This window comes from Streptomyces sp. NPDC017991 (genome assembly GCF_044328075.1).
Lineage (GTDB): Bacteria > Actinomycetota > Actinomycetes > Streptomycetales > Streptomycetaceae > Streptomyces.
In genome coordinates this window covers 21,462-43,547 of record NZ_JBIRGP010000005.1, presented here as the reverse complement: position 1 = coordinate 43,547, position 22,086 = coordinate 21,462, and the positions used below count along the sequence as shown (strand labels likewise).

Here is a 22,086-nt window from a genome sequence, read left to right as displayed (position 1 = left end):
CGTTTACGCCCATAGATTCATCGGCATGACGACGAACACGACGAACACGACGAACGCGACGAGCACGACGAACATGACGAGCATGGCGAGCACAGCGAACGCGCCGCAGGTGGTGAACACGACGGCCGCGATGAACTCGAGCACCGCTGGGGCGGGTGGCGTGGCCGGGGCGACTGGGTCCTCCGGGGCGGCCGAAAATGTCCGCCTCGACTTCGGGAAGTCCGCTCCCAAGGTCTTCCGCGCACTCATCGGCTTCGACGCCGCGGCCCGTGAAGGGCTGGACCCGGCCCTCGTCGAACTGATCCAGATACGCGCCTCGCATCTCAACCACTGCGCCTACTGCCTCCACATGCACACCAATGACGCCCGCAAGGCAGGCGAGAGCGAGGACCGGCTGCACATGGTCGCGGTGTGGCGCGAGGCCCCGCACTTCTTCTCCGCGCGGGAACGGGCGGCCCTCGCCCTGACGGAGGCGGTCACCCTGGTCGCGACCGGCGGCGTACCGGACGACGTCTACGCCGAGGCCGCCGCGCACTTCGACGACCGGGAACTGGCCCAGGTACTGGCCCTGATCTTCGCGATCAACACCTGGAACCGCGTCGCCCTGTCGACGGCGAAAAGGGCGGGCACGGACCAGCGCTGAGTGCTGCCGGGGAAGGTCCCGCCGGGCCGGGCAGCGTCCGGCCGGCCGGGCAGGGTCGGGTACGGAGGTGGCCGGCGCGGACGCCGGCCACGGGACGGCCCTTAGGCCGTCAGGGGCCGGTCGTGCGGTCCGATCGGTGCGGGCAGCCGCGAGTCGCCCGTCAGTCGGCGGTCCACCGCTGCCGCCACCGCCCGGCCCTCGGCGATGGCCCACACGATGAGGGACTGACCCCGCGCCGCGTCCCCGGCGGCGTACACCCCCGGCACATTGGTCGCGAAGTCCGCGTCCCGGGTGATCGTGCCGCGCGGGCCGAGGTCGAGGCCGAGCTGGTCGACGAGCCCGTCGGAGCGGTCGGGGCCCGAGAACCCGAGGGCCAGCAGCACGAGGTCGGCGGGGAGCGCGCGCTCGCTGCCGGGACGTGGGCGGCGTTCGGCGTCTACCTCGACGACGTGCAGCGAACGCACCCGGCCGGACGCGTCCCCCGTGAAGCGGAGCGTGGACGCCGCGAACAGCCGGGCGTCCGCGTCGGCCGCGGGCGAGGTCTCCAGGGCCCCGGCCTCCTCGTGCGCGGCCGACAACCGGTAGATCTTCGGGTACACCGGCCACGGCTCGGAAGCCTCGTCGCGCTCCGCACCGGGCTGTGCGTAGATGTCCAGCTGGGTCACGGACTTCGCGCCCTCGCGCACCGCCGTACCCAGACAGTCGGCCCCGGTGTCGCCACCTCCGACGATCACGACGTCCTTGCCCGCCGCAGACAACGGAGACGCCTCCAGGTCCCCCTCACACACCCGATTGGCCAGCGGCAGATACTCCATCGCCTGATGGATACCGCTCAACTCCCTCCCCTCCACAGTCAGTTCACGCCAGGCCGTGGCGCCCACGGCGAGGACGACCGCGTCGTGGCGCGCTCGCAGTTCGGCCGCCCCGATGTCCCGGCCGACGGCGGTCGACGTACGGAACTTCGTACCCTCCGCCCGCATCTGCGTGATCCGCCGCTCCAGATGCCGCCTCTCCATCTTGAACTCGGGGATGCCGTACCGCATCAGACCGCCGATCCGGTCGTCGCGCTCGTAGACGACGACGGTGTGCCCGGCCCGGGTCAGCTGCTGTGCCGCCGCCAGCCCGGTCGGGCCCGAGCCGATCACCGCGACGGTCCGCCCCGACAACCGGTCCGGCGGCTGCGGCGGCGCGAACCCGTCCGCCCAGGCCCGGTCGGCGATGGCGACCTCGACGTTCTTGATGGTGACCGCGGGCTGGTTGATCGCCAGCACACAGCCCGCCTCGCACGGCGCGGGGCACAGCCGCCCGGTGAACTCGGGAAAGTTGTTCGTCGCGTGCAGCCGGTCGCTCGCCCCACGCCAGTCGTCGCGCGCGACGAGGTCGTTCCACTCGGGGATCAGGTTGCCCAGCGGGCAGGCGTCGTGGCAGAAGGGGATGCCGCAGTCCATGCACCGGTCGGCCTGTGTCCGGACGATCGGCAGCAGCGCCCCGGGGACGTACACCTCGTTCCAGTCCTGGACCCGGTCCTCGACGGGTCGACGCGGCCATTCCTCGCGGGAGGAGTTCAGGAAACCCTTGGGATCGGCCATGGCCGTCTCCCTCACGTACACGCACGGGGCCCCGTACGGCGCTCGCCACCGTCTACGACTCCACCCTGTCCGACGCCGTCGTCGGGGCGGTGGGCCGCGAGGCCTGTTGGCAGACTCTTCCCGCCACGATACGACGCCGCGGCCGCGTCCGCCCCAGGTGGACGCCGCCCCGTTGCGCTCAGGTCAGCGCCAGCACGTACAGGACCGCTCCGGCGACCGCGGCGACCATCCGTATGTGGTTCCACATCGACCACTCGCTCACATATGTGGGCCAGTAGGCGGTGGCCTCCGGCGTGCCGGCGTCCATCTCGGCCAGTTTGTTGTTGCGCGGGACGTTCGCGGCGATCGTGACCCCGAAGCAGCCGAACAGATACAGCGCGCTGCCCAGCAGCAACTCCACCGTGCCCTCGTCGGGCCACAGCACGAAGGTGACCACCGCGATCACGGCGCACAGCGCGGCCGAGCCGATGAACACGAGCATGAAAGCCGGCATCAGCGCGGTCACGTTGATCGCCTGCATCGCCGCGACACCCTGCGCCGGCGGCAGCGAGGCCAGCCCTTTCATCACGAACGTCGAGAACGCGCAGAACACCCCGGCCACCAGCCCGGTGCCGAGCACGCCCACCACGGTGAGCACGAAGTACGGTCCCTCGATCATGGCAACTCCCGCGTAAGCAGAACCTCTGGTCAACAACTCGCGCACCGTTCCCGAAACCGTGAGGGCCGGACCACTCCGAACCTCAAGATCGTGCCCGGCGTCCCCTGTCACCACAAGTGAAATGCCGGACGATGAGGGTGACCATGGCCGAGGAACTCGACGCCATATCCGGACGTCTCGGCCCACCGCCGCCAAGTCCACCGCCACCAAGTCCAACGCCGTCAAGCAGGCCACCGCCAAGCACACCCCCTCTGGCACGCCGTTTCCGGCACGCCGTTTCCGGCCCACCGCTTCCGGCACGCCGTCTCAAGTGCGGTGCTTCACGGACGCCCTCGCTCCGCATCCGGGCCGTCGTTCGCCCGGCCCCCGGCCGGCCCGCCCCCGCGCCAGCCCGTCAGCGTCGCCTCGGCCGCGGAGGCGATCCGACGGCGGGCCTCGTGGCGCGCGACACCGCTCATCAACAACTGGTCGTACGGAGTCTCCGTGTGCCGGACCGCCGCGCGCACGGCTGAGACCACCGCGGCTTCGGACAGCGCCCGCCCGGCGGCACTGCGCCCCACCCGTCCGCTGCCCCGCACCGAGGCGTGTGCGGCGATCGCGTACGCCCGGTCGGCCGGACAACCGGGAAACAGCCGCCGGATGTTCCGCGCGAACGCGTCCGTGAACCGCACATCCTCAACGGCCCGCCGCCGGGCGTCCCGCAGTCTGCGCCGCCGTCTCGCCTCCGCGTCCGCCAGGCACCGCTCCTCCGCCCGCGCGAGCGCCGCCTCCTCGACCAGCACTCCCTGCCGCTCGTACCGGCTCCGCCGCCGGTTGAACCGCACCACGACCGCCGACAACCCGCTCTCCTTCCGGGACCTCCGCGTCAACGCCGTGTCCCCCCGGGGCAGGAACACGAGATGCCCGAGGTCGGCGCAGTCAAGGCATCTCGGCGCCCCCTCCTCCACCACCAGCAGCGGGAGCGGCCCGCCCCCGCACTCGCCACAGTGCCGCCTCTTCAACGGCTGGACGACAAGAGGCCCGGTGCGGGACAGGGGAGTCGCCATGGTCGCCATAAGCGGTTCCTTCCCGAACGACACCCGCCCGTACGCCGACTCGCGCACCCCTTCTCCTCTCGCCGCCGCACCGCCCGTCACGCCCGCCCGATGCCGTCGAACAACTCCGCGCGGGTACGCGGTCGCCGTACAGGTGTGCCCGCGCGGCATCATGGCCGTGTGCGACTCGAAGCGATCACCTGGGACCGGCTCGGCGACCTCATCGCCGAGCGTCTGCTCGAACTGAAGCCGGCCGACGGCAGCCCCTGGCCGCGCATCGCCTTCGACGGGGCCCCGGCGGCCCGCCCCGGTGACCTCGCCGAACGCGTCGCCGAGGCCCTTCGCCCACGCGGTCGCTCCGCCCTGGTTGTCGGCACGGAAGGCTATCTGCGACCCGCCTCGCTCCGGTTCGAGTACGGCCGCCAGGACGTGGAGACCTACTACGACGGCTGGTTCGACACCGGTGCCCTGTGGCGAGAGGTCTTCGGTCCCCTGGAACCCGGTGGTGACGGGCGGGTCCTGCCCGACCTCCTGGACCCGGTCACCGACCGCGCCACCCGCACCCCGTACGTCCAACTCCCGCCCGGTGCCATGCTGTTGCTGCACGGACCACTGCTCCTGCACCATTGGTTCCCCTTCGACCTCACTGTCCATGTACGCCTCTCACCGGCCGCACTGCGCCGCCGCACCCCGGTTGAGGAGCACTGGACGCTCCCCGCGTACGAGCGGTACGAGACCGAGACGGCTCCGGGCGACACGGCCGATGTCCTGGTGCGGGCGGACGACCCGCGCCATCCGGCGTGGAACGGCTGATGGGACGACCGTCTCCGGTGTGGGCGCCCGCCCGATGTTCCCGGGCACGACTTCCGTGCGGAAAGTTGCGCAGGAATCCCGCCGCAAGGGTTATGTATGCACGTGCATGTAGTTAGTCTGACGGCATGACGCTCTCCTTCGGTGACTCCCTCCGCACGCTCCTCGACGGCAAGAACTTCGCCAGCGTCGCCACCCTCGGCCCCGGCGGCGCGCCCCAGAACTCGGTGGTCTGGATCAAACGCGAGGGCGACACCGTTCTCTTCTCCTCGACCGACGGCCGGCAGAAGGTCCGCAACCTCCGACGCGACCCCCGCGTCAGCCTCTCGGTCTTCGACCTCGCCGACCCCTATACGTCGGTGGAGATCCGCGGCACCGTCGAAATCCTCCCCGACGAGGGCAAGCGCCTTCCCTGCGAGCTCTCCCACAAGTACCTGGGTGTCGACCCTCCGGCGGAGAAGGACGACGAGGTCCGCGTGATCATCCGCGTACTGCCCGAGCGGATCGTCAGCTTCTCGGTGTGAGCGGAGGGGCGGAGCGAAGGGAGAAGTGAGGCGTGGGTCGAGGGGTGGGCCGAGGTGTGGGACAGAGGCGTCAGGCCGAAGCCGCGGTCGTCCGGGTGCGTATCTCTCCGTACCCGGCGAGAATGTAGGGCGCCGGGACCAGCGGCGCCTCTCCGTGCCGCGCCGGCCGTCCGGCATCGGGAGGTACTACATGACCACCGCCGGAGACATCATGCACCGCGGCGCCCAGTGGATCCCCGCTCACGAGACCCTGGACCGGGCCGCTCAGCTGATGCGCGAACTCAAGGTGGGCGCCCTGCCCATCAGCGACGAGAACGAACGGCTCTGCGGCATCCTCACGGACCGCGACATCGTGATCGGCTGTGTGGCCATGGGTCACGACCCGGCCCGGGTCACCGCGGGCGAGATGGCCAAGGGCACCCCGCGCTGGATCGACGCGAGCGCCGACGTCGGCGACGTACTCGGCGAAATGCAGGAACATCAGATCCGTCGCCTCCCTGTGATCGAGAACAAGCGCCTGGTCGGAATGATCAGCGAGGCCGATCTGGCCTCGCACCTGACGGACGGACAACTCGCGAGCTGGGTCGAGAGCGTCTACGCGAAGAGCGACTCGCGCTGAGGGGTCCGCGCTGAGCGAGACGCGCTGAGGGGCTGGTTGTTCCGGCAACGGACACCTATGCCCCCGTGCGTGGCTTACGGGTACATCGTGAACTCTCGCTCGACGACCGGCGAGCCGTGCCGGACGAGCGAGGTCACAGCCAGCCGTTCCGCTTGAATCCCCGGTAGAGGGTGAAGCAGGCGACGGCGATCACGCCGACCGCCAAGGGATACCCGAACTTCCAGTGCAGCTCCGGCATGTGCTCGAAGTTCATGCCGTAGACACCGCAGACCATCGTCGGCACGGCGATCAGCGCGGCCCACGCCGTGATCTTCCGCATGTCCTCGTTCTGCGCCACGCTCACCTGCGCGAGGTGCGCCTGCAGAATCGAGTTGAGCAGTTCGTCGAACGCGGCTATCTGCTCGGCGGCCCGCAGCTGGTGGTCGGAGACGTCCCGGAAGTAGGCCTGTATCTCCGGGTCGATCACGCGTATCGGCCGTGTGGCGAGATCCATGATGGGCCGGCCCAACGGGACCACCGCCCGCTTCAGCTCCAGGAGTTCACGCTTGAGCTGGTAGATGTGACCGGGGTCGGCCCGGGCGCCGTCCGCCGCGAACACGGCCGTCTCGACCTCGTCGATGTCCTCCTGCACGGCGGCCGTGACATTCAGATAGTCGTCCACCACGTGGTCCGCGATCGCGTGCAGTACGGCGGCCGGCCCCTTGGTGAGCTGCTGCGGGTTGGCCTCCAACTCCTCGCGCAGCGGTCCCAGTGAACCGTGCCGGCCATGACGGACCGTCACCACGAAGTCCCGGCCGACGAACACCATGATCTCGCCGGTGTTCACCACCTCGCTGGTCGCGGTCAGTTCGGTGTGTTCGACATAGCAGACCGTCTTGAACACCGCGAACAGCGTGTCGCCGTACCGCTCCAGCTTCGGGCGCTGGTGGGCGTCCACCGCGTCCTCGACCGCCAGCGGGTGGAGATCGAAGAGCTCGGCGATGCCCGCGAACTCCACCTCGGTCGGCTCGTGCAGCCCGAGCCAGACGAAACCGCCGTCGGCCTTGCGGACCCGCTCCACCGTCTCGGCCAGATCACGGCCGGCGGGGACCCTGGCCCCTTCCTCGTACGCCACGCAGTTCACCACCGCGGAGCCCAGCGGTGACCGGGCGGGGTGGCTCAGGTCGACACGGGCACGCCGTCGTGTCAGCCGTGCCACTTTGCGGAGGCCGCCGACCTTGCCCAGGCTCGTGACCTTCCGCAGATTCCCTGCCATGGACATCTGGATCTCCTTGCGTGGATCTCCTCGCGCCGCACTCTGCGCCTTGCCGCGGCCAGTCTGTCAGGATGTTTCGACGGCTGGTTCGGCCTGTGGGAACGGAACATTCCGCTCCGGAACCTGTCCCGACCTGCCGTCCGTCGGAGCGCCGTCGGGGCGCCGCCCGAGCACCGACGGAGCGTCGACCCTCGGGAGAAAGCCTGACAAATGGGATGATCGGCGCATGACGCGAACCGACGGACACCTCCTCGACAACCGCCAGCCCGAGGCGGGGCAACGATTCGACGCCCTCGCCGCTCTCTTCGACCCCACGACGTTCCGGCACATGGAACGGTTCGGCATCGGATCCGGCTGGCGCTGCTGGGAGGTGGGAGCGGGCGGCATGTCGGTGGTGTCCTGGCTCGCCAAAAGAGTCGGGCCCACCGGCCGGGTCTTCGCGACCGACCTCGACACCTCCTGGGCGCCCCTGTCCGTGCGGCCGCCGATCCAGCTGCGCGTCCACGACGTGAGCGCCGACGAGCCGCCGGCGGAGGGTTTCGACCTCGTGCACGCCCGGCTCGTTCTCGCTCATGTGCCGGACAGGGAACGGGCATTGCGCACGATGATCAGGGCGCTGCGGCCCGGCGGTCGGCTCCTGGTCGAGGACGCCGACCCCACACTGCAGCCGCTGGCCTGCCCGGACGAGCAGGGCCCCGAGCAGCAGCTGGCCAACCGGGTGCGCCATGCGATGCGCGACGTGCTCGCCGAGCGGGGCGCCGAACTCTCCTACGGGCGTCGGCTTCCCCGGCTGCTTCGCGAGGCCGGACTGCGGCAGGTAGAGGCGGACGCGTACTTCCCGCTCACCTCGCCCGCCTGTGGGGCACTGGAGGCCGCGACGGTCGGCCAGGTCCGTGATCAGCTCGTCACGGCCGGCCTCGCCGGCGACCAGGACATCGACCGCCACCTGGCGAACGTGGCCGCGGGCGGCATGGACCTGGCCACGGCACCGCTGATCTCGGCATGGGGGCGCAAGGTGTAGCGCCGTGTGAGGGGGTTGTCGTGCGGCGGCGGTCGGGCCTATGCCTCTGCGCCCGGTGTGTCCGGCGCCTCCGTGTCCCGCCTGTCCCGCCTGTCCGGCCTGCCGCCCACCTGTTCCACCGCCCGGGCCCCGGCCCGGCACCCCTCGACGGCCGCCTCCTCCGGCCTGCCGCCCCCGAGCAGGGCGGCAAGGAAGGCCCCGGTGAAGGCGTCGCCGGCGCCCGTGGTGTCGACAGGAGTCGCCGCTTCCGCCGGAACCCGGGCCCGGACCGCCCCCGACCGGGCGACAAGGGCTCCGGCGTCGCCCTGCTTGACCACCACCAGCGGAAAGTGGCGGCTCAACTTGGCCGCCGAGTCCGCCGTGTCGGGCAGTCCTGTCAGCAGACGGGCCTCGTCCCTGCTGGGCAGCAGGACATCGACCCCCTCGGCGAGCGAGAGGAAGCGGTCCACGCCCAGTTCGGTGAGGAACCCCGCCGACGCGGGGTCCACGCTCACCGGTACGCCACGCGCGCGTGCCGACTCCACCGCCACCGACACCAGCGCCCGGGACGGCTCGGAGAAGAACAGATAGCCCGACAGGTGCAGCCGTGCGACACCGTCGAGCAGCGCGGGCGACCAGTCGTCGGCGTCCAGCCGCAGGGACGCGCCGCTGTCCGTGAGGAAGGTGCGTTCCGCCGAGGTCCCCGCGTCCACCAGGCAGATCACCGTCCCCGTCGGCGCCCCCGGGTCGACGACCAGGAGGGGACGCACCCCGGCGGCCACCAGCTGTCGCTCGTGCCACGCGGCCGAGTCGGTGCCCACCCGGCCGAGGAACCGCACCTCCGTACCGGCTCGACGGGCCGCCCAGCACGCGACGTTGGCGCCCGCACCGCCCGGCACCGTCCGGACGGCCGCGGCCGTGTCGGTGCCCGGAGCGAGTGGCCCGCGATGCCGGGCGACGACATCGGTGATGACGTCACCGACGACAAGGAGAGCCCCGCCGGCTCCCGTCACACCCGTGCCCAGGCCGCCGCGATCCGCCCCGCGAGCCGTACGTTGCCGCGTACCGCGGCCAGGTTGGCCTCAAGTGACGCCCCGTCGGTGTGGCGCACCAGGTGGTCGAGCAGGAACGGCGTGACCGCCTGGCCGCTCACACCCTCCGCCTCGCACGCGTGCAGCGCGTCGGCGAGCACGCGCGCGTGCAGAGCGGGATCCAGCTGCTGCGCCTCGGGCACGGGATTGGCGACGATCAGTGCCGCCGCGGGTCCGCCCAGTGCGTCCTGCGCGCGCATGACGGCCGCGACCTCGCCCGGCGACTCCAGCGTCCAGTCCACCGGGTGTCCGGAGTCCGACAGATAGAAGCCGGGAAAGCGGTCCGTGCCGTATCCGGCGACCGCGACGCCCAGCGTCTCCAGGCGCTGCAGGGTCGCAGGCACGTCCAGGATCGACTTCACCCCCGCGCACACCACGGTGATCCGGGTACGCGCGAGGAGCCCGAGGTCGGCGGACTCGTCCTGCGTCAGCGTCCACTCCCGGTGTACGCCTCCGAGGCCGCCCGTGGCGAACACCCGTACCCCGGCCTGCGCGGCCAGCAGAGCCGTCGCCGACACCGTGGTCGCCCCGTCGGCCCCGGCGGCGATCGCCAGTGGCAGATCGCGATGTCCCAGCTTGCGGATGCCGTCCTCGTTGGCGATCCGCTCCACCTGCTCCTTGTCGAGGCCCACACGGGGCTGCCCGTCGAGCACGGCGATCGTCGCCGGGACGGCTCCCTCCTGGCGTACGACGTCCTCCAGCTCCAGCGCCACCTGGAGGTTGCGCGGACGCGGCAGCCCGTGCGCGATGATCGTGGACTCCAGTGCCACCACGGGCCGACCCGTGGCGAGCGCCTCCCGAACCTCTTCGGACACCATCAGCACGCGCGTGCCTCCTGTCTGTCGGTTCCCCTCTCATCCCTGGCGGGCGGCGCGCCCGGCCAAACCCCTGCGAACACCCGAGGTGCGAAAAGGGGTGTCCACGCGCGCGTGGACACCCCTTTTCACTTTCCGGCGGCGCTCAGACGGGCCGTATCCCGGTCAGCGCGCCATGCGGGTCCAGGACGTACTTACGGCTGGCGCCCTGGTCGAACTCGGCGTAGCCGCGCGGCGCGTCCTCCAGGCCGATCACCGTCGCGTTGACGGCCTTGGCGATGTGCACCCGCTCGTGGAGGATCGCCTTCATCAGCCCTCGGTGGTACTGCATCACCGGACACTGACCTGTGGTGAAACGGTGGCTCTTCGCCCACCCCAGACCGAGCCGCACCTTGAGCGTGCCCGTCCGCGCGTCCTGGTCGACCCCTCCGGGATCGTCGGTGACGTACAGGCCCGGGATGCCCAGCGAGCCGCCCGCGCGCGTGAGGCCCATCAGCGAGTTGAGGACCGTGGCGGGCGCCTCCGGGGCGTCGGGGCCGTGGGCCCGTGCCTCGAAGCCGACCGCGTCGACGGCCACGTCCACCTCCGGCTCGCCCAGGATCTGGTCGATCTGCTCGCCCACGTCGCCCTGGCTGACGTCGACCGTCTCGCAGCCGAAACTCCTCGCCTGCGCGAGCCGTTCGGAGTTGAGGTCGCCGACGATGACGACGGCGGCGCCGAGCAGCTGCGCCGATGCCGCGGCGGCGAGACCGACCGGCCCCGCGCCGGCCACGTACACCGTCGAGCCGACTCCGGCGCCCGCGCTCACCGCGCCGTGGAAGCCCGTCGGGAAGATGTCCGACAGCATGGTCAGATCGAGCAGCTTCTCGCGCGCCTGGTCCCGGTCCGGGAACCGCAGCAGGTTGAAGTCCGCGTACGGGATCATCGCGTACTCGGCCTGGCCGCCGGCCCAGCCGCCCATGTCGACGTAGCCGTAGGCCGCCCCGGGGCGGGCCGGGTTGACGTTCAGACAGATGCCCGTCTTGCGTTCCTTGCAGTTGCGGCACCGCCCGCAGGCGATGTTGAAGGGCACCGAGACGATGTCCCCGACGTCGACGAACTCGACGTCAGGGCCCCGCTCGATGACCTCCCCGGTCATTTCGTGTCCAAGGACGAGCCCCTCGGGCGCGGTCGTACGGCCGCGCACCATGTGCTGGTCGCTGCCGCAGATGTTGCTGGCGAGTACTTTCAGGATGACTCCGTGCCCGCACTTGCGGCCGATGTTCGCGGCGGCTACTCCCGGCCCGTCCCGCAGTTCGAGCGTCGGGTAGTCGATGGTCCTTACTTCCACCGCGCCCGGCTTGAGGTACGCGACTGCCCTGTTCCCGCTCATACGTGATCGCCGTCCCTTCGGCCCCCGTGCCTTCGGATGCCAGTGGCTGTACGCACGGCGGAGTCTGCTACCGGCGAACCGTTCCGGCCAGCCTTCGCGCGGGCTCCGTTGGGCGCATCACGGGCGGGGCCTCCTGCCCCGGGTGAACAGCGCCAGCGCGCCGAGCGGCAGCAGCAGGCAGGCGGCGACGGCGTTCAGCCAGCCGTAGCCCGCCTGGGCGACGACGAGGCCCGCGGCGGCCCCGCCGAGCCCCGCCGAGGCGTTCATGGTCAGGTCGGAGAGTCCCTGCGCGGCGGCGCGCGCGGGCTGGGGCACGGAGTCGGTCAGGAGCGCGGAGCCGGAGACGAGGCCGGCGGACCAGCCGAGGCCCAACAGGAACAGGCCGGCGGCGGTCTGCCGGTGGTCGGCGCCCGCGGTGCCCGCGAGAAGGGCCGCGCAGGCAAGCAGGGCCACGGCCAGGCCTATCCCCGAGAGCCGGCCGAACCTGTCGGACAGCCGCCCCATGAGGGGCGAGAACGCGTACATCCCCGCGATGTGGACGCTGATGACCAGCCCGATCAGATCGATGCCCGCCCCGTGATGGCCGAGGTCCAGCGGCGTCATCGACATGACCGACACCATCGCCGTGTGCGACACGGCCACCGTCACCAGCGCCAGCCGCGCACGCGGTGACGCCCGGACGGCGGCTGCCCCCGCCTTGATGGACCGCGCCGCGGGGGACTGCTCCTCGACCGGCGCCAGGGCGCGGGCGGTGAGCAGCGGATCGGGCCGCAGCAGCACCGCGACCAGCAGCGCGGATATGAGAAACACCCCGGCCGCCCACACGAAGGGACCTGCCGCCTCCGGGATGCCGAGCCCGGAGACGCTGCGGCCCGCGGGCGCGGCGATGTTGGGGCCGAGGACCGCGCCGATCGTCGTGGCCCACACGACGTTCGAGATGGCTCGTGCCCGCTGCTTCGGCTCGGCCAGATCCGCGGCGGCGAACCGCGCCTGAAGATTCGCCGACGAGGCCGCGCCGAAACCCGCCATCCCGGCCAGCAGCAGCGGAAAGCTGCCCATGACCGCACCTGCCACCACGATCCCGGCCCCCAACGCGCCGATGAGATAGGCCAGCACGAGCCCCGGCCTGCGACCGCGCGCGGTCATCAGGGCAGCCAGCGGCACCGAGAGCACCGCCGTCCCGGTGACGGTCGCGGTGGGCGCGAGCCCGGCGAGCGATTCCGTACCGGCGACTTCCTGGGCCAGGACCACGGCGAGCGCGATGCCCGTGGCCACACCGAGCCCGCCGAGGATCTGACTGGCGATGAGCACGGCGGAGGTCCGGCGTCGCAGCGCGGGCAGTCCGGCCGCGTCGAAGGGCACGGCGACCGGCCGCTCGACGGCGGTCACCGCGAACGCGCCCGAGCGAGCGCGACGAGAACGCGCACGCGGACCGGACCCGTGAACCGCACCGGGTCGGACGCGTACACACGAGTGAAGTCGGGCGTGCTCACCGGCGCAGTCTCCCCCCTTGTCCTGAGCCCAGGACACCCCCACGACAACAGCGGCGGCCTCGAAGCCGAGCCCTTAGAGGTGCCCCGGCCCCTAGAACAACGGCTCCGGCAGCACCCCTTCCAGCGCCAGCAGCTTCCGCTTGGTCTCCACGCCGCCCCCGAACCCGCCGATGCCGCCGTCCCGCTCCACGACCCGGTGGCAGGGCACGACGACCGGCAGCGGATTGGCTCCCATGGCCGTTCCCACCGCCTGGGCCGCTCCCGGCTGGCCGACGCGCCGCGCCAGGTCGCCGTAGCCCACCACCGCCCCGTACGGAACGCCGGACGCCAGCTCGCGCAGCACCTGGCGGTTGAAGCCGGAGATCAGGGACCAGTCCAGGGGCAGCTCGAAGTCGTGCCGCTCGCCCGCGAAGTACGCCGCGAACTGACGTATCGCCTCGGCCAGCAGCGGGGACCCCGGCGCTTCGACGGGCTCGATGGCGAACCGCGATCCGAGCCGCTCCAGGGTCTTGTCGCGCACCTCGTCCGTGGCGTGGAAGACAACGCTGACCAGGCCTTCGCCGGTCGCCGCCAGCAGCAGCGGACCGATACCGCTGTCGACGACGGCCCACACCACCCGCTGCTCGTTCTGCCCATGGCTGTTCATGCGCTCCACGGTACGGCGCACCACTGACAACGCCGGTGGCGCGGACGCGTACGGGGCGTCCGGCCACCGGCGACGGGCCGTCGGTCAGGACGCTCAGCCCTCGCGAAGAGCCTTCCGCACCACGTCGGGCTTGTTCGTGATGATGCCGTTCACGCCGAGACCCGCGACACGCCGTGTGTCCGCAGCGGTGTCGACGGTCCAGGTGAAGATCTCCAGTGGCTTGCCGTGCGGCCCCTCGAAGGCGTGGATCGCCGCGACATACCCGCGGGAGATCGTCGTGTGCGACGAGTTGATCTGGTCGGCGAACCGCGCGAACGCGGGCAGCTCCGCGACCGACGGGGTGCCCAGGAAACCCGTCTTGACGTCGGGCCGCAGGGCGTGCACCTTACGCACGCTGTCCGCACTGAAGCTCTGGATCACCAGCTTGCTCCGCACATGGGCCGGGCCCAGCCAGCCCTCGTTGCTGAGGGTTTTGAGGGTCTCCCGCTCGATCCCCGGGTACAGCTGGGGGTTCTTGATCTCCAGGACGAGCTTCTGGTGGTTGCGCGAGACCCGGTTCATGTACTGCTTCAGCGTCGGAACGCGAGCGCCCTTGTAGCGGGGGCTGAACCAGCTGCCCGCGTCGAGGCGTGCGATCTCCGCGGCGGTGAAGTCCTGCACCTTCCAGGGGGCCCTTGCGGGGAAGACCTCCTCCACGTCGGTCGTGCGGGCCAGGCTGTCGTCGTGGATCACGACGAGCTTGCCGTCCTTGGTGCGCTGGACGTCGTTCTCGACCCAGGTGAACCCGAGACGGGCCGCCCGGTCGATGGCGGCGAGGGTGTTCTCGGGGGCTTGGGCCGAGGCTCCGCGGTGGGCGATGACCAGGGGCTGGTCGGTGCTCACAGCTGCGTGAGCGAGGGGGGCGGGGAGAACGACGGCGGCTCCCAGGAGCGCGGTGGTCGTGGCGGCGGCAGCGCGCGCGTGCATGCGTACTCCTAGCGTCTGCGATCACGGACGGTCCCAGAGTGACAGCAGGGGGTCAACTTTAGGGGGCTACAGGATGGCCATAAATTGAATGGAGTTGCCCAAGCCCGATCACGTGTGCCGCACAACTGGGGCAAGGTCGTGATTCTTTGCCGGAAAATCGTTCGACCGTTCAGGTGCGAGTCATACTCTCTGCGGCAACCCTGGTCGCTGCGGCGCTCCTGGGGCGGGGGCATTTCACAGAATTCCGGGATGTAACAGGGCGGAAAGGCAACCGCGCATGCAGGGCACGGTCGACGGATTCAGCTACGGACTCGTCACGCCGCTCGTGGCGTACCTGATGGCGTGCCTCGGCGGAGCGCTCGGTCTGCGCTGCACCACGAGGTCGATGCTCGTCACCCGTTCCTGGCGCCCGGGCTGGCTCGCCCTCGGGTCCGCGGCGATCGGCTCCGGCATCTGGACCATGCACTTCGTCGCGATGATGGGGTTCTCCGTCAGGGAGAGCCCGGTGAACTACGACATGCTGATGACCTTCGCGAGTCTCGGCGTCGCGATCGTCATGGTCGGCATCGGGATCTTCATCGTCGGATACCGGGGAGCCTCCGGAACGGCCCTGTTCACCGGGGGCACCATCACCGGACTCGGCGTCGCCTCCATGCACTACCTGGGCATGGCCGGAATGCGCCTCAACGGGAAGCTTGAGTACAACACCCTCACCGTCGCCGCCTCCGTCGTGATAGCCGTCGCCGCCGCGATCGCGGCCCTGTGGGCGGCGGGCCAGGTCCGCGGCTTCCTGTGGAGCGTGGGCGCGAGCCTCGTCATGGGCCTCGCCGTCAGCGGTATGCACTACACGGGGATGGCCGCCCTCAGCGTCCATCTGCACGGCGCCACCAGCGCCCCTGCCGGGGACTCGCCCGCCTCCCTGCTGGCACCCCTGATGATCGGCCCGCTGGCCTTCCTGCTGCTCGCCGGCGTCGTCGTGATGTTCGATCCGCTGATGGTCATGGGCAAGCCCGACTGGAGCGCCGCCGAGCAGAAGCCCGGCATCCCGGCCCACACGGTCCACCCCACCGGACGCGGGCGCGTGCCCGGCCCGCGCTCCCGCCACCACGACGCTTCGCGGACCCCGCAGAACTGGTGAGAGGACCCCGTTGTCAGTGCGGGGTCGTACGGTTGATTCCATGCGGCCCGTATCCAAGATCGAACGCACGGTGGCGCCTTTCGAGGTCGTCAGTCCCTACCAGCCCAGCGGTGACCAGCCCGCTGCCATCGCTGACCTTGAGCGGCGCGTCCTCGCAGGTGAGAAGGATGTCGTCCTCCTCGGCGCCACCGGCACCGGAAAGTCCGCGACCACCGCGTGGATGATCGAGAAGCTTCAGCGCCCCACCCTCGTGATGGCGCCGAACAAGACGCTGGCCGCCCAGCTCGCCAACGAGTTCCGCGAGCTCCTGCCGAACAACGCGGTCGAGTACTTCGTCTCGTACTACGACTACTACCAGCCCGAGGCCTACGTCCCGCAGTCGGACACCTACATCGAGAAGGACTCCTCGATCAACGAGGAAGTGGAGCGACTGCGTCACTCCGCCACCAACTCGCTGCTCACCCGGCGTGACGTCGTCGTGGTGGCCTCGGTCTCCTGCATCTACGGCCTGGGCACGCCGCAGGAGTACGTGGACCGCATGGTCAACCTCAAGGTCGGCGACGAGATCGACCGCGACGACCTGCTCCGCCGCTTCGTCGACATCCAGTACACGCGCAACGACCTGGCCTTCACCCGCGGCACCTTCCGCGTCCGCGGGGACACCATCGAGATCTTCCCGGTCTACGAGGAGCTGGCCGTCCGCATCGAGATGTTCGGTGACGAGATCGAGGCCCTCTCCACGCTGCACCCGCTCACCGGCGAGATCATCACCGACGACCAGCAGCTGTACATCTTCCCGGCCACCCACTACGTCGCCGGGCCCGAGCGCCTGGAGCGCGCCGCCAACGACATCGAGAAGGAACTGGGCGAGCGCCTGTCCGAGCTGGAGAAGCAGGGCAAGCTCCTGGAGGCCCAGCGGCTGCGCATGCGTACGACGTACGACCTGGAGATGCTCCGCCAGATCGGCTCCTGCTCCGGCGTCGAGAACTACTCGATGCACTTCGACGGCCGCGAGCCCGGCTCCCCGCCGAACACACTGCTCGACTACTTCCCGGACGACTTCCTGCTCGTCATCGACGAGTCGCACGTCACGGTGCCCCAGATCGGCGCGATGTACGAGGGCGACGCCTCCCGCAAGCGCACCCTCGTCGACCACGGCTTCCGGCTGCCCTCCGCCCTGGACAATCGCCCTCTGAAGTGGGAGGAGTTCCAGCAGCGCATCGGACAGGCCGTCTACCTGTCGGCGACGCCCGGCAAGTACGAGCTCTCGCGCGGGGACGGCTTCGTCGAACAGATCATCCGCCCCACCGGCCTCATCGACCCTGAGGTCGTCGTCAAGCCCACCGAGGGCCAGATCGACGACCTGGTGCACGAGATCCGCAAGCGCACCGAGAAGGACGAGCGGGTCCTCGTCACCACGCTCACCAAGAAGATGGCCGAGGACCTCACCGACTACTTCCTGGAAATGGGCATCCAGGTCCGGTACCTGCACAGTGACGTCGACACCCTGCGCCGGGTCGAACTGCTGCGGGAACTGCGCGCCGGTGAGTACGACGTCCTCGTCGGCATCAACCTCCTCAGGGAGGGTCTCGACCTGCCAGAGGTCTCCCTGGTGTCGATCCTCGACGCCGACAAGGAGGGCTTCCTGCGCTCCGGGACCTCGCTGATCCAGACCATCGGCCGCGCGGCACGCAACGTGTCGGGTCAGGTCCACATGTACGCCGACAAGATCACCCCGGCGATGGAGAAGGCCATCGACGAGACCAACCGCCGCCGGGAGAAGCAGGTCGCGTACAACACGGAGCGGGGCATCGACCCCCAGCCGCTCCGCAAGAAGATCAACGACATCGTGGCGCAGATCGCCCGCGAGGACGTCGACACCGAGCAGCTGCTCGGTTCGGGCTACCGCAAGTCGAAGGACGGCAAGAGCGCCAAGGCCCCGGTGCCCGCACTGGGATCCAAGGCGGCCAAGGGGGCCAAGTCCGCCAAGGACAAGGCGACCGTGCCGACCGATCGCCCCGCGGCGGAACTCACGGGGCAGATCGAGGAGATGACGGAGCGGATGCGCGCGGCCGCCGCGGACCTGCAGTTCGAGATCGCCGCGCGGCTGCGTGACGAGGTCTCGGAGATGAAGAAGGAGCTGCGGCAGATGAAGGAGGCAGGCATCGCCTGACGCCCCGGCCACCGCGCAGTGTTGCAAGACCGACACAAATTGTGCACCGGGCTTCGGGGGTGTCAGTGGCCCTGCGTAGGGTTGCTGGTCAACCGCAGGATTCTGCGGCAACAGGGGAGACAGTCCGAGAAGGGAACAGCGCGTGACGGTCAACATGACCAAGGGTCAGGCCATCAGTCTGCAGAAGAACGACGGAGGCACGCTGACCGCGGTGCGCATGGGGCTCGGCTGGCAGGCAGCCCCGCGACGTGGCCTGTTCGGTTCTCGCACCCGCGAGATCGACCTCGACGCGTCGGCCGTGCTGTTCGCGGACAAGCAGCCGGTCGACGTGGTGTTCTTCCGTCACCTCGTCAGCGACGACGGCTCCGTGCGGCACACCGGTGACAACCTCGTCGGCGGTGTGGGCCAGGGCGGCGACGACGAAGCGATCCTCGTCGACCTCGCGCGCATCCCGGTCCACATCGACCAGATCGTCTTCACCGTGAACTCGTTCACGGGCCAGACGTTCCAGGAGGTGCAGGACGCGTTCTGCCGTCTGGTCGACGAGACCAACGGCCAGGAGCTGGCCCGCTACACCCTGGCGGGCGGCGGGCAGTACACCGCGCAGATCATGGCGAAGGTCCACCGCGCGGGCGCGGGCTGGCAGATGACGGCCCTCGGTACGCCTGCCAACGGCCGTACCTTCCAGGACCTGATGCCGGCGATCCTGCCGCACCTGTAGTCACGTCCGGCCAGTCGGCCCGGCGCCTGCATACGAGTACACAGGGGGAACGAAGGCGATGACGGCTGAGCTGGTCCGGGGGCAGAACCACCCGCTCTCCCAGGCCCGACTTGAGATCCGGGTGTCGGCCGGCAAGCCGATCGTGGCCGGGGCCACGCTCAGCGACGAGCGGGGCAAGGTGCACGGAGTCGAGTGGGTGGCCCATCCGGGCTCACCCACTCTGCCGGGCATAGAGGTGTCCAAGCAGGCGGCGGCCGATCACCGGCTGGCATGCGACCTGGGCGCCCTGCCGGAGACCGTGCACCGGGTCAGTGTGCTCCTGGCCCTGCCGTCCGGAGTGGGCGGTCCGGTCCGGTTCGGAGCCGTCGCCGCCCCCTTCGTCGCGGTCACCGGACTCGACGGCTCCGAGGTCGCCAGTTACACGGTCACCGGTCTCGACGCCGAGTCGGCCGTCGTCGCACTGGAGCTCTACCGCAGGCAGGGAGCCTGGAAGGTACGCGCGGTGGGCCAGGGATACGCGGGCGGCCTCGCCGAGCTCCTCACCGACCAGGGCCTTCCCCAGGCCCGCCAACTCGCGGGCAGCATCAACGAAGCGGTCGTCCAGGGCCTCGCGCGCTCGGTGGCCGCGCCACCGCCACGTGCGGCCGACGGCGACCGCTCCCGGCACGCCGCGACACCCGCACTGGGGCAGGACCAGGGCGGCTCGACGTCCCCCGGCACGCCCGGCCAGGTGTCGCCGCAGCACGGACACCCCGGCGGCCAGGGATCCACTGCGCCCGGCTCCGGACCCGGGGCGCCGCAGCCCGCTTACCCCGCGGCTTCCGCACCGGTGGACCCGCCCGCCGTCACACAGCCCGCCGGGCCCGCAGCCGGCGGCCCCGTCAACTACAGCCACCCCGGCCGGCAGGCCGCCGCACCGCCTCCGCCCCCGCCGACCGCGCCCCCGGCCCAGCCGGGGCAGCCCGCCCGGCCCGTGGCGGGCGACGCCACCGGCTGGTCCATGGAAGAGCGCCTGTACAACCAGGTGTGGGGCATGTTCGAGGACCTGGCCCGCTCGACCGCCGCGTACCGCAGCGCGGTCGACTTCGCCGAGTCCCGCATGGAGCAGGAGCTCGACAAGGCTCTGTCCGACCCGCGTGCCCGGATCGGCGGGCAGGGCGATGCCGCCCGCGAAACGGCCCGCGCCAAGCACGCCGAGCTGGTCGACCGGGCCAGGGAGGCGCTCGACCGGGACCTCGCCCAGCTCACCGCGGAGGCCGAGGTCGTCGAACCGGCACTGCCACCCGCCTTCGCCCGCTGGGACAACCCCGCCTGGCACGGCTACCGCGTCCCGATGGAGATCCCCATGGCTGTGCGCCTGGGAGATCTGCATCTGCCCGAGAGCGCCGGCCTCAGCATTCCGATGCTGGTGCGGCTGCCGCTGGAGCGCGGACTGTGGATCGACAGCGGCCGTGCGGCATCCTTCGAGGGTTCGATCGCGGACTCCGACGACCTGCGCCGCCTCGCCATGGACACGGCCGTGGCGCACGCGGCCCGGCTGCTCGCCGTCTATCCGGCGGGCGAATACACCGTGCACGTCATCGACGCGGCGGGCTCGGCGGCCTCGTCCCTCGCGCCGCTCGTGAGCACCGGGGTCCTCGGCGCGCCGCCGGCCGTGGGCGCCGCGGGGGTGAACGAGGTACTGGCCCGGCTGACCCAGCGGGTCGACCTGGTGCAGATGGCCGTCCGGGGCGGGGCGGCCGACGCACTGCCGTCCGATCTCGACCCGGCCGAGCAGCTGCTGATCGTCAACGACTTCCCGCACGGCTTCGACGACCGTGCCGTGACCCAGTTGCGCTATCTCGCGGACGAGGGCCCGGCTGTCGGGGTGCACCTCATGCTGGTCGCCGATCGCGAGGACGCCGCCGCCTACGGGCCGCTGCTCGACCCGCTGTGGCGGTCTTTGCTACGGCTCACGCCGGTGCCCGACGACCACCTCGCCGACCCGTGGGTCGGGCACACATGGACCTACGACCCCTCGCGTGTCCCGCCGGGCAGCCACGTGCTGCAGCACGTCCTCACCCAGGTCGCCACCGCCCGTCGCTCCTGGAACCGCTGAGGTCCGCAGGTGTTCACCCGCTGAGCCCCGTCAAGCCCTCCCAAGCTTTCCCAAGGGTTCGTCAAATCCTCTGACCAGGGGACTTGGCCTTTCTTTTACTAATCTCTTTACCTTCCCTTGGTGATTGGGGTACTGTCGTGAGTGCGGAGGGGAGTACTCCCTACCTACTGCGACGTACCCGTCAATACGGATCCGGCCGGATCCCGGGGCGTCGGCCCGGATAACCCCGGGCGCATCACGCGCCCCGGACACATCGGGTGGAAGAGACCTCCAGCAGCGACGACGCTGACATTTGCCGTTACGAACTGCCGGAGGCGCAGTGGATGTTTCCGTGACCCTTTGGGTCCTGACGATCGTGGGCCTCGCAGCCCTTATCGCGGTCGATTTCTTCATCGGCCGCAAGCCGCACGACGTGTCCATCAAGGAAGCGGGGATCTGGACGGTCGTCTGGATCGTCCTGGCCGCGCTGTTCGGACTCGGACTGCTGCTCTTCTCCGGCGGCCAGCCCGCCGGTGAGTTCTTCGCCGGCTTCATCACCGAGAAGTCGCTGAGCGTCGACAACCTCTTCGTCTTCGTTCTGATCATGGCGAAGTTCGCGGTGCCCACGCAGTACCAGCAGCGCGTGCTGCTGATCGGTGTACTCATAGCCCTCGTCCTGCGCGCGATCTTCATCGCCGCGGGTGCCGCGATCCTGGCGAGCTTCGCGTGGGTCTTCTACATCTTCGGCGCGTTCCTCATCTACACCGCGTGGAAGCTGATCCAGGAAGCCCGCGCCGACGACGAGGACGAGGAGTTCGAGGAGAACCGGCTGCTCAAGGCAGTGGAGCGCCGCTTCGGTGTCGCCGACCGCTATCACGGCACCAAGTTGTGGATCCAGCAGAACGGCAAGCGGGTCATGACCCCGATGCTGGTCGTGATGCTCGCGATCGGCACTACCGACGTGCTCTTCGCACTCGACTCGATCCCCGCGATCTTCGGCCTGACACAGGACCCGTACATCGTGTTCACGGCCAACGCGTTCGCGCTCATGGGCCTGCGACAGCTGTACTTCCTCATCGGCGGACTGCTCAGGAAGCTGGTCCACCTCAGTTACGGGCTGTCGGTCATCCTCGGATTCATCGGCATCAAGCTGGTGCTGCACGCGCTGCACGAGTCCGGCGTCCATGTCCCGGAGATCTCCATCCCGGTCTCCCTCGGCGTGATCTGCGGTGTCCTGGTGATCACCACGATCACCAGCCTCATGGCCTCCAAGAAGCAGGCGGCCGAAGAGGCGCAGCAGGCCGAAGGAACCCAGAAGGGCGAAGGGCCCCAGAAGGACAGCATCGACGTCTGACCGCGTCGGACAAGAAACACCCAGCACCGGGAGCGACGTGCGGCGAATTGCCGACGACCGCTCCCGGTGCTTGCTTGTGTGCTGAGCGGTCCCCGGCCCCGGGGCGCC

Annotated in this window: 21 protein-coding genes; 10 read left to right on the top strand and 11 right to left on the bottom strand. The window is 70.3% G+C overall.

The annotated features are described in order from the left end of the window. Positions 1 to 3: 3 nt before the first annotated feature. Entirely contained in the window at positions 4 to 144 is a 141-nt protein-coding gene (locus ACH4DZ_RS16490) for a hypothetical protein (protein WP_398287811.1), read from the bottom strand. Between ACH4DZ_RS16490 and ACH4DZ_RS16485 the strand changes: the two genes are divergently transcribed. Next, positions 131 to 643 carry a carboxymuconolactone decarboxylase family protein gene (locus ACH4DZ_RS16485; RefSeq protein ID WP_398287810.1) on the top strand — a complete coding sequence of 171 codons (513 nt, stop codon included), beginning with the start codon at positions 131 to 133 and terminating at the stop codon, positions 641 to 643. The genes ACH4DZ_RS16490 and ACH4DZ_RS16485 overlap by 14 nt on opposite strands. A 101-nt stretch (positions 644 to 744) precedes the next feature. Here ACH4DZ_RS16485 and ACH4DZ_RS16480 read toward each other — a convergent pair whose 3' ends face one another. The 3 genes from ACH4DZ_RS16480 to ACH4DZ_RS16470 form a co-directional block, all read right to left on the bottom strand. Next, a complete protein-coding gene (locus ACH4DZ_RS16480) occupies positions 745 to 2,232 on the bottom strand; it encodes a glutamate synthase subunit beta (protein ID WP_398287809.1) in 1,488 nt (495 codons plus the stop codon). 178 nt (positions 2,233 to 2,410) lie between these two features. After that, the gene (locus ACH4DZ_RS16475) at positions 2,411 to 2,890 is read right to left on the bottom strand and encodes a DUF1772 domain-containing protein (protein ID WP_398287808.1); all 480 of its coding nucleotides are present in this window, start codon (positions 2,888 to 2,890) and stop codon (positions 2,411 to 2,413) included. 320 nt (positions 2,891 to 3,210) lie between these two features. Then, positions 3,211 to 3,945 (bottom strand): DUF2293 domain-containing protein, encoded by a 735-nt coding sequence (locus ACH4DZ_RS16470; RefSeq protein WP_398287807.1) that lies wholly within the window; start codon positions 3,943 to 3,945, stop codon positions 3,211 to 3,213. Positions 3,946 to 4,104: 159 nt separating this feature from the next. Here ACH4DZ_RS16470 and ACH4DZ_RS16465 point away from each other — a divergent pair, with 159 nt between their 5' ends. From ACH4DZ_RS16465 to ACH4DZ_RS16455, 3 genes are all read left to right on the top strand, one after another. Then, entirely contained in the window at positions 4,105 to 4,737 is a 633-nt protein-coding gene (locus ACH4DZ_RS16465; RefSeq protein WP_398287806.1) for a uridine kinase, read from the top strand. A gap of 125 nt (positions 4,738 to 4,862) precedes the next feature. Further along, positions 4,863 to 5,258 carry a PPOX class F420-dependent oxidoreductase gene (locus tag ACH4DZ_RS16460; RefSeq protein ID WP_398287805.1) on the top strand — a complete coding sequence of 132 codons (396 nt, stop codon included), beginning with the start codon at positions 4,863 to 4,865 and terminating at the stop codon, positions 5,256 to 5,258. A gap of 190 nt (positions 5,259 to 5,448) precedes the next feature. Then, complete coding sequence (locus tag ACH4DZ_RS16455) at positions 5,449 to 5,877, top strand: CBS domain-containing protein (protein ID WP_398287804.1); 429 nt, start codon at positions 5,449 to 5,451, stop codon at positions 5,875 to 5,877. 133 nt (positions 5,878 to 6,010) lie between these two features. Here the strand turns inward: ACH4DZ_RS16455 and ACH4DZ_RS16450 are convergent, their stop codons facing one another. Then, positions 6,011 to 7,138, bottom strand: a complete 1,128-nt coding sequence (locus ACH4DZ_RS16450; protein ID WP_398287803.1) for a magnesium and cobalt transport protein CorA — start codon at positions 7,136 to 7,138, stop codon at positions 6,011 to 6,013. 220 nt (positions 7,139 to 7,358) lie between these two features. On the opposite strand from ACH4DZ_RS16450, the gene ACH4DZ_RS16445 reads away from it, so the two are divergent. After that, positions 7,359 to 8,153, top strand: coding sequence for a methyltransferase domain-containing protein (locus tag ACH4DZ_RS16445; RefSeq protein WP_398287802.1), 795 nt, complete (start codon positions 7,359 to 7,361; stop codon positions 8,151 to 8,153). Positions 8,154 to 8,191: 38 nt separating this feature from the next. On the opposite strand, the gene ACH4DZ_RS16440 is transcribed toward ACH4DZ_RS16445, so the two are convergent. The 6 genes from ACH4DZ_RS16440 to ACH4DZ_RS16415 form a co-directional block, all read right to left on the bottom strand. Next, positions 8,192 to 9,145, bottom strand: coding sequence for a carbohydrate kinase family protein (locus ACH4DZ_RS16440; RefSeq protein WP_398287801.1), 954 nt, complete (start codon positions 9,143 to 9,145; stop codon positions 8,192 to 8,194). Beyond that, positions 9,142 to 10,041 (bottom strand): pseudouridine-5'-phosphate glycosidase, encoded by a 900-nt coding sequence (locus tag ACH4DZ_RS16435; protein WP_398288295.1) that lies wholly within the window; start codon positions 10,039 to 10,041, stop codon positions 9,142 to 9,144. Before ACH4DZ_RS16435 ends, ACH4DZ_RS16440 begins: the two co-directional genes overlap by 4 nt. A 142-nt stretch (positions 10,042 to 10,183) precedes the next feature. Beyond that, positions 10,184 to 11,410 (bottom strand): formaldehyde dehydrogenase, glutathione-independent, encoded by a 1,227-nt coding sequence (fdhA, locus tag ACH4DZ_RS16430; protein ID WP_398287800.1) that lies wholly within the window; start codon positions 11,408 to 11,410, stop codon positions 10,184 to 10,186. Between the two features lie 117 nt (positions 11,411 to 11,527). Continuing rightward, entirely contained in the window at positions 11,528 to 12,799 is a 1,272-nt protein-coding gene (locus tag ACH4DZ_RS16425) for an MFS transporter (protein ID WP_398287799.1), read from the bottom strand. Between the two features lie 195 nt (positions 12,800 to 12,994). Beyond that, positions 12,995 to 13,549, bottom strand: a complete 555-nt coding sequence (locus tag ACH4DZ_RS16420; protein WP_398287798.1) for a methylated-DNA--[protein]-cysteine S-methyltransferase — start codon at positions 13,547 to 13,549, stop codon at positions 12,995 to 12,997. A 93-nt stretch (positions 13,550 to 13,642) separates the two neighbouring features. Further along, complete coding sequence (locus ACH4DZ_RS16415) at positions 13,643 to 14,515, bottom strand: glycerophosphodiester phosphodiesterase (RefSeq protein WP_398287797.1); 873 nt, start codon at positions 14,513 to 14,515, stop codon at positions 13,643 to 13,645. A 277-nt stretch (positions 14,516 to 14,792) separates the two neighbouring features. Here ACH4DZ_RS16415 and ACH4DZ_RS16410 point away from each other — a divergent pair, with 277 nt between their 5' ends. The 5 genes from ACH4DZ_RS16410 (at position 14,793) to ACH4DZ_RS16390 (ending at position 21,978) form a co-directional block, all read left to right on the top strand. After that, positions 14,793 to 15,653: an MHYT domain-containing protein gene (locus tag ACH4DZ_RS16410; RefSeq protein WP_398287796.1), complete on the top strand. Its 861-nt coding sequence runs from the start codon at positions 14,793 to 14,795 to the stop codon at positions 15,651 to 15,653. Positions 15,654 to 15,693: 40 nt separating this feature from the next. Continuing rightward, positions 15,694 to 17,826, top strand: coding sequence for an excinuclease ABC subunit UvrB (gene uvrB / locus ACH4DZ_RS16405; protein WP_398287795.1), 2,133 nt, complete (start codon positions 15,694 to 15,696; stop codon positions 17,824 to 17,826). A 142-nt stretch (positions 17,827 to 17,968) separates the two neighbouring features. After that, entirely contained in the window at positions 17,969 to 18,547 is a 579-nt protein-coding gene (locus tag ACH4DZ_RS16400; protein WP_055615261.1) for a TerD family protein, read from the top strand. A gap of 58 nt (positions 18,548 to 18,605) precedes the next feature. Next, on the top strand, positions 18,606 to 20,645 hold the full coding sequence (locus ACH4DZ_RS16395) for a TerD family protein (protein WP_398287793.1): 2,040 nt from the start codon (positions 18,606 to 18,608) through the stop codon (positions 20,643 to 20,645). A gap of 319 nt (positions 20,646 to 20,964) precedes the next feature. Continuing rightward, positions 20,965 to 21,978: a TerC family protein gene (locus ACH4DZ_RS16390; RefSeq protein WP_398287792.1), complete on the top strand. Its 1,014-nt coding sequence runs from the start codon at positions 20,965 to 20,967 to the stop codon at positions 21,976 to 21,978. Positions 21,979 to 22,086 lie beyond the last annotated feature (108 nt).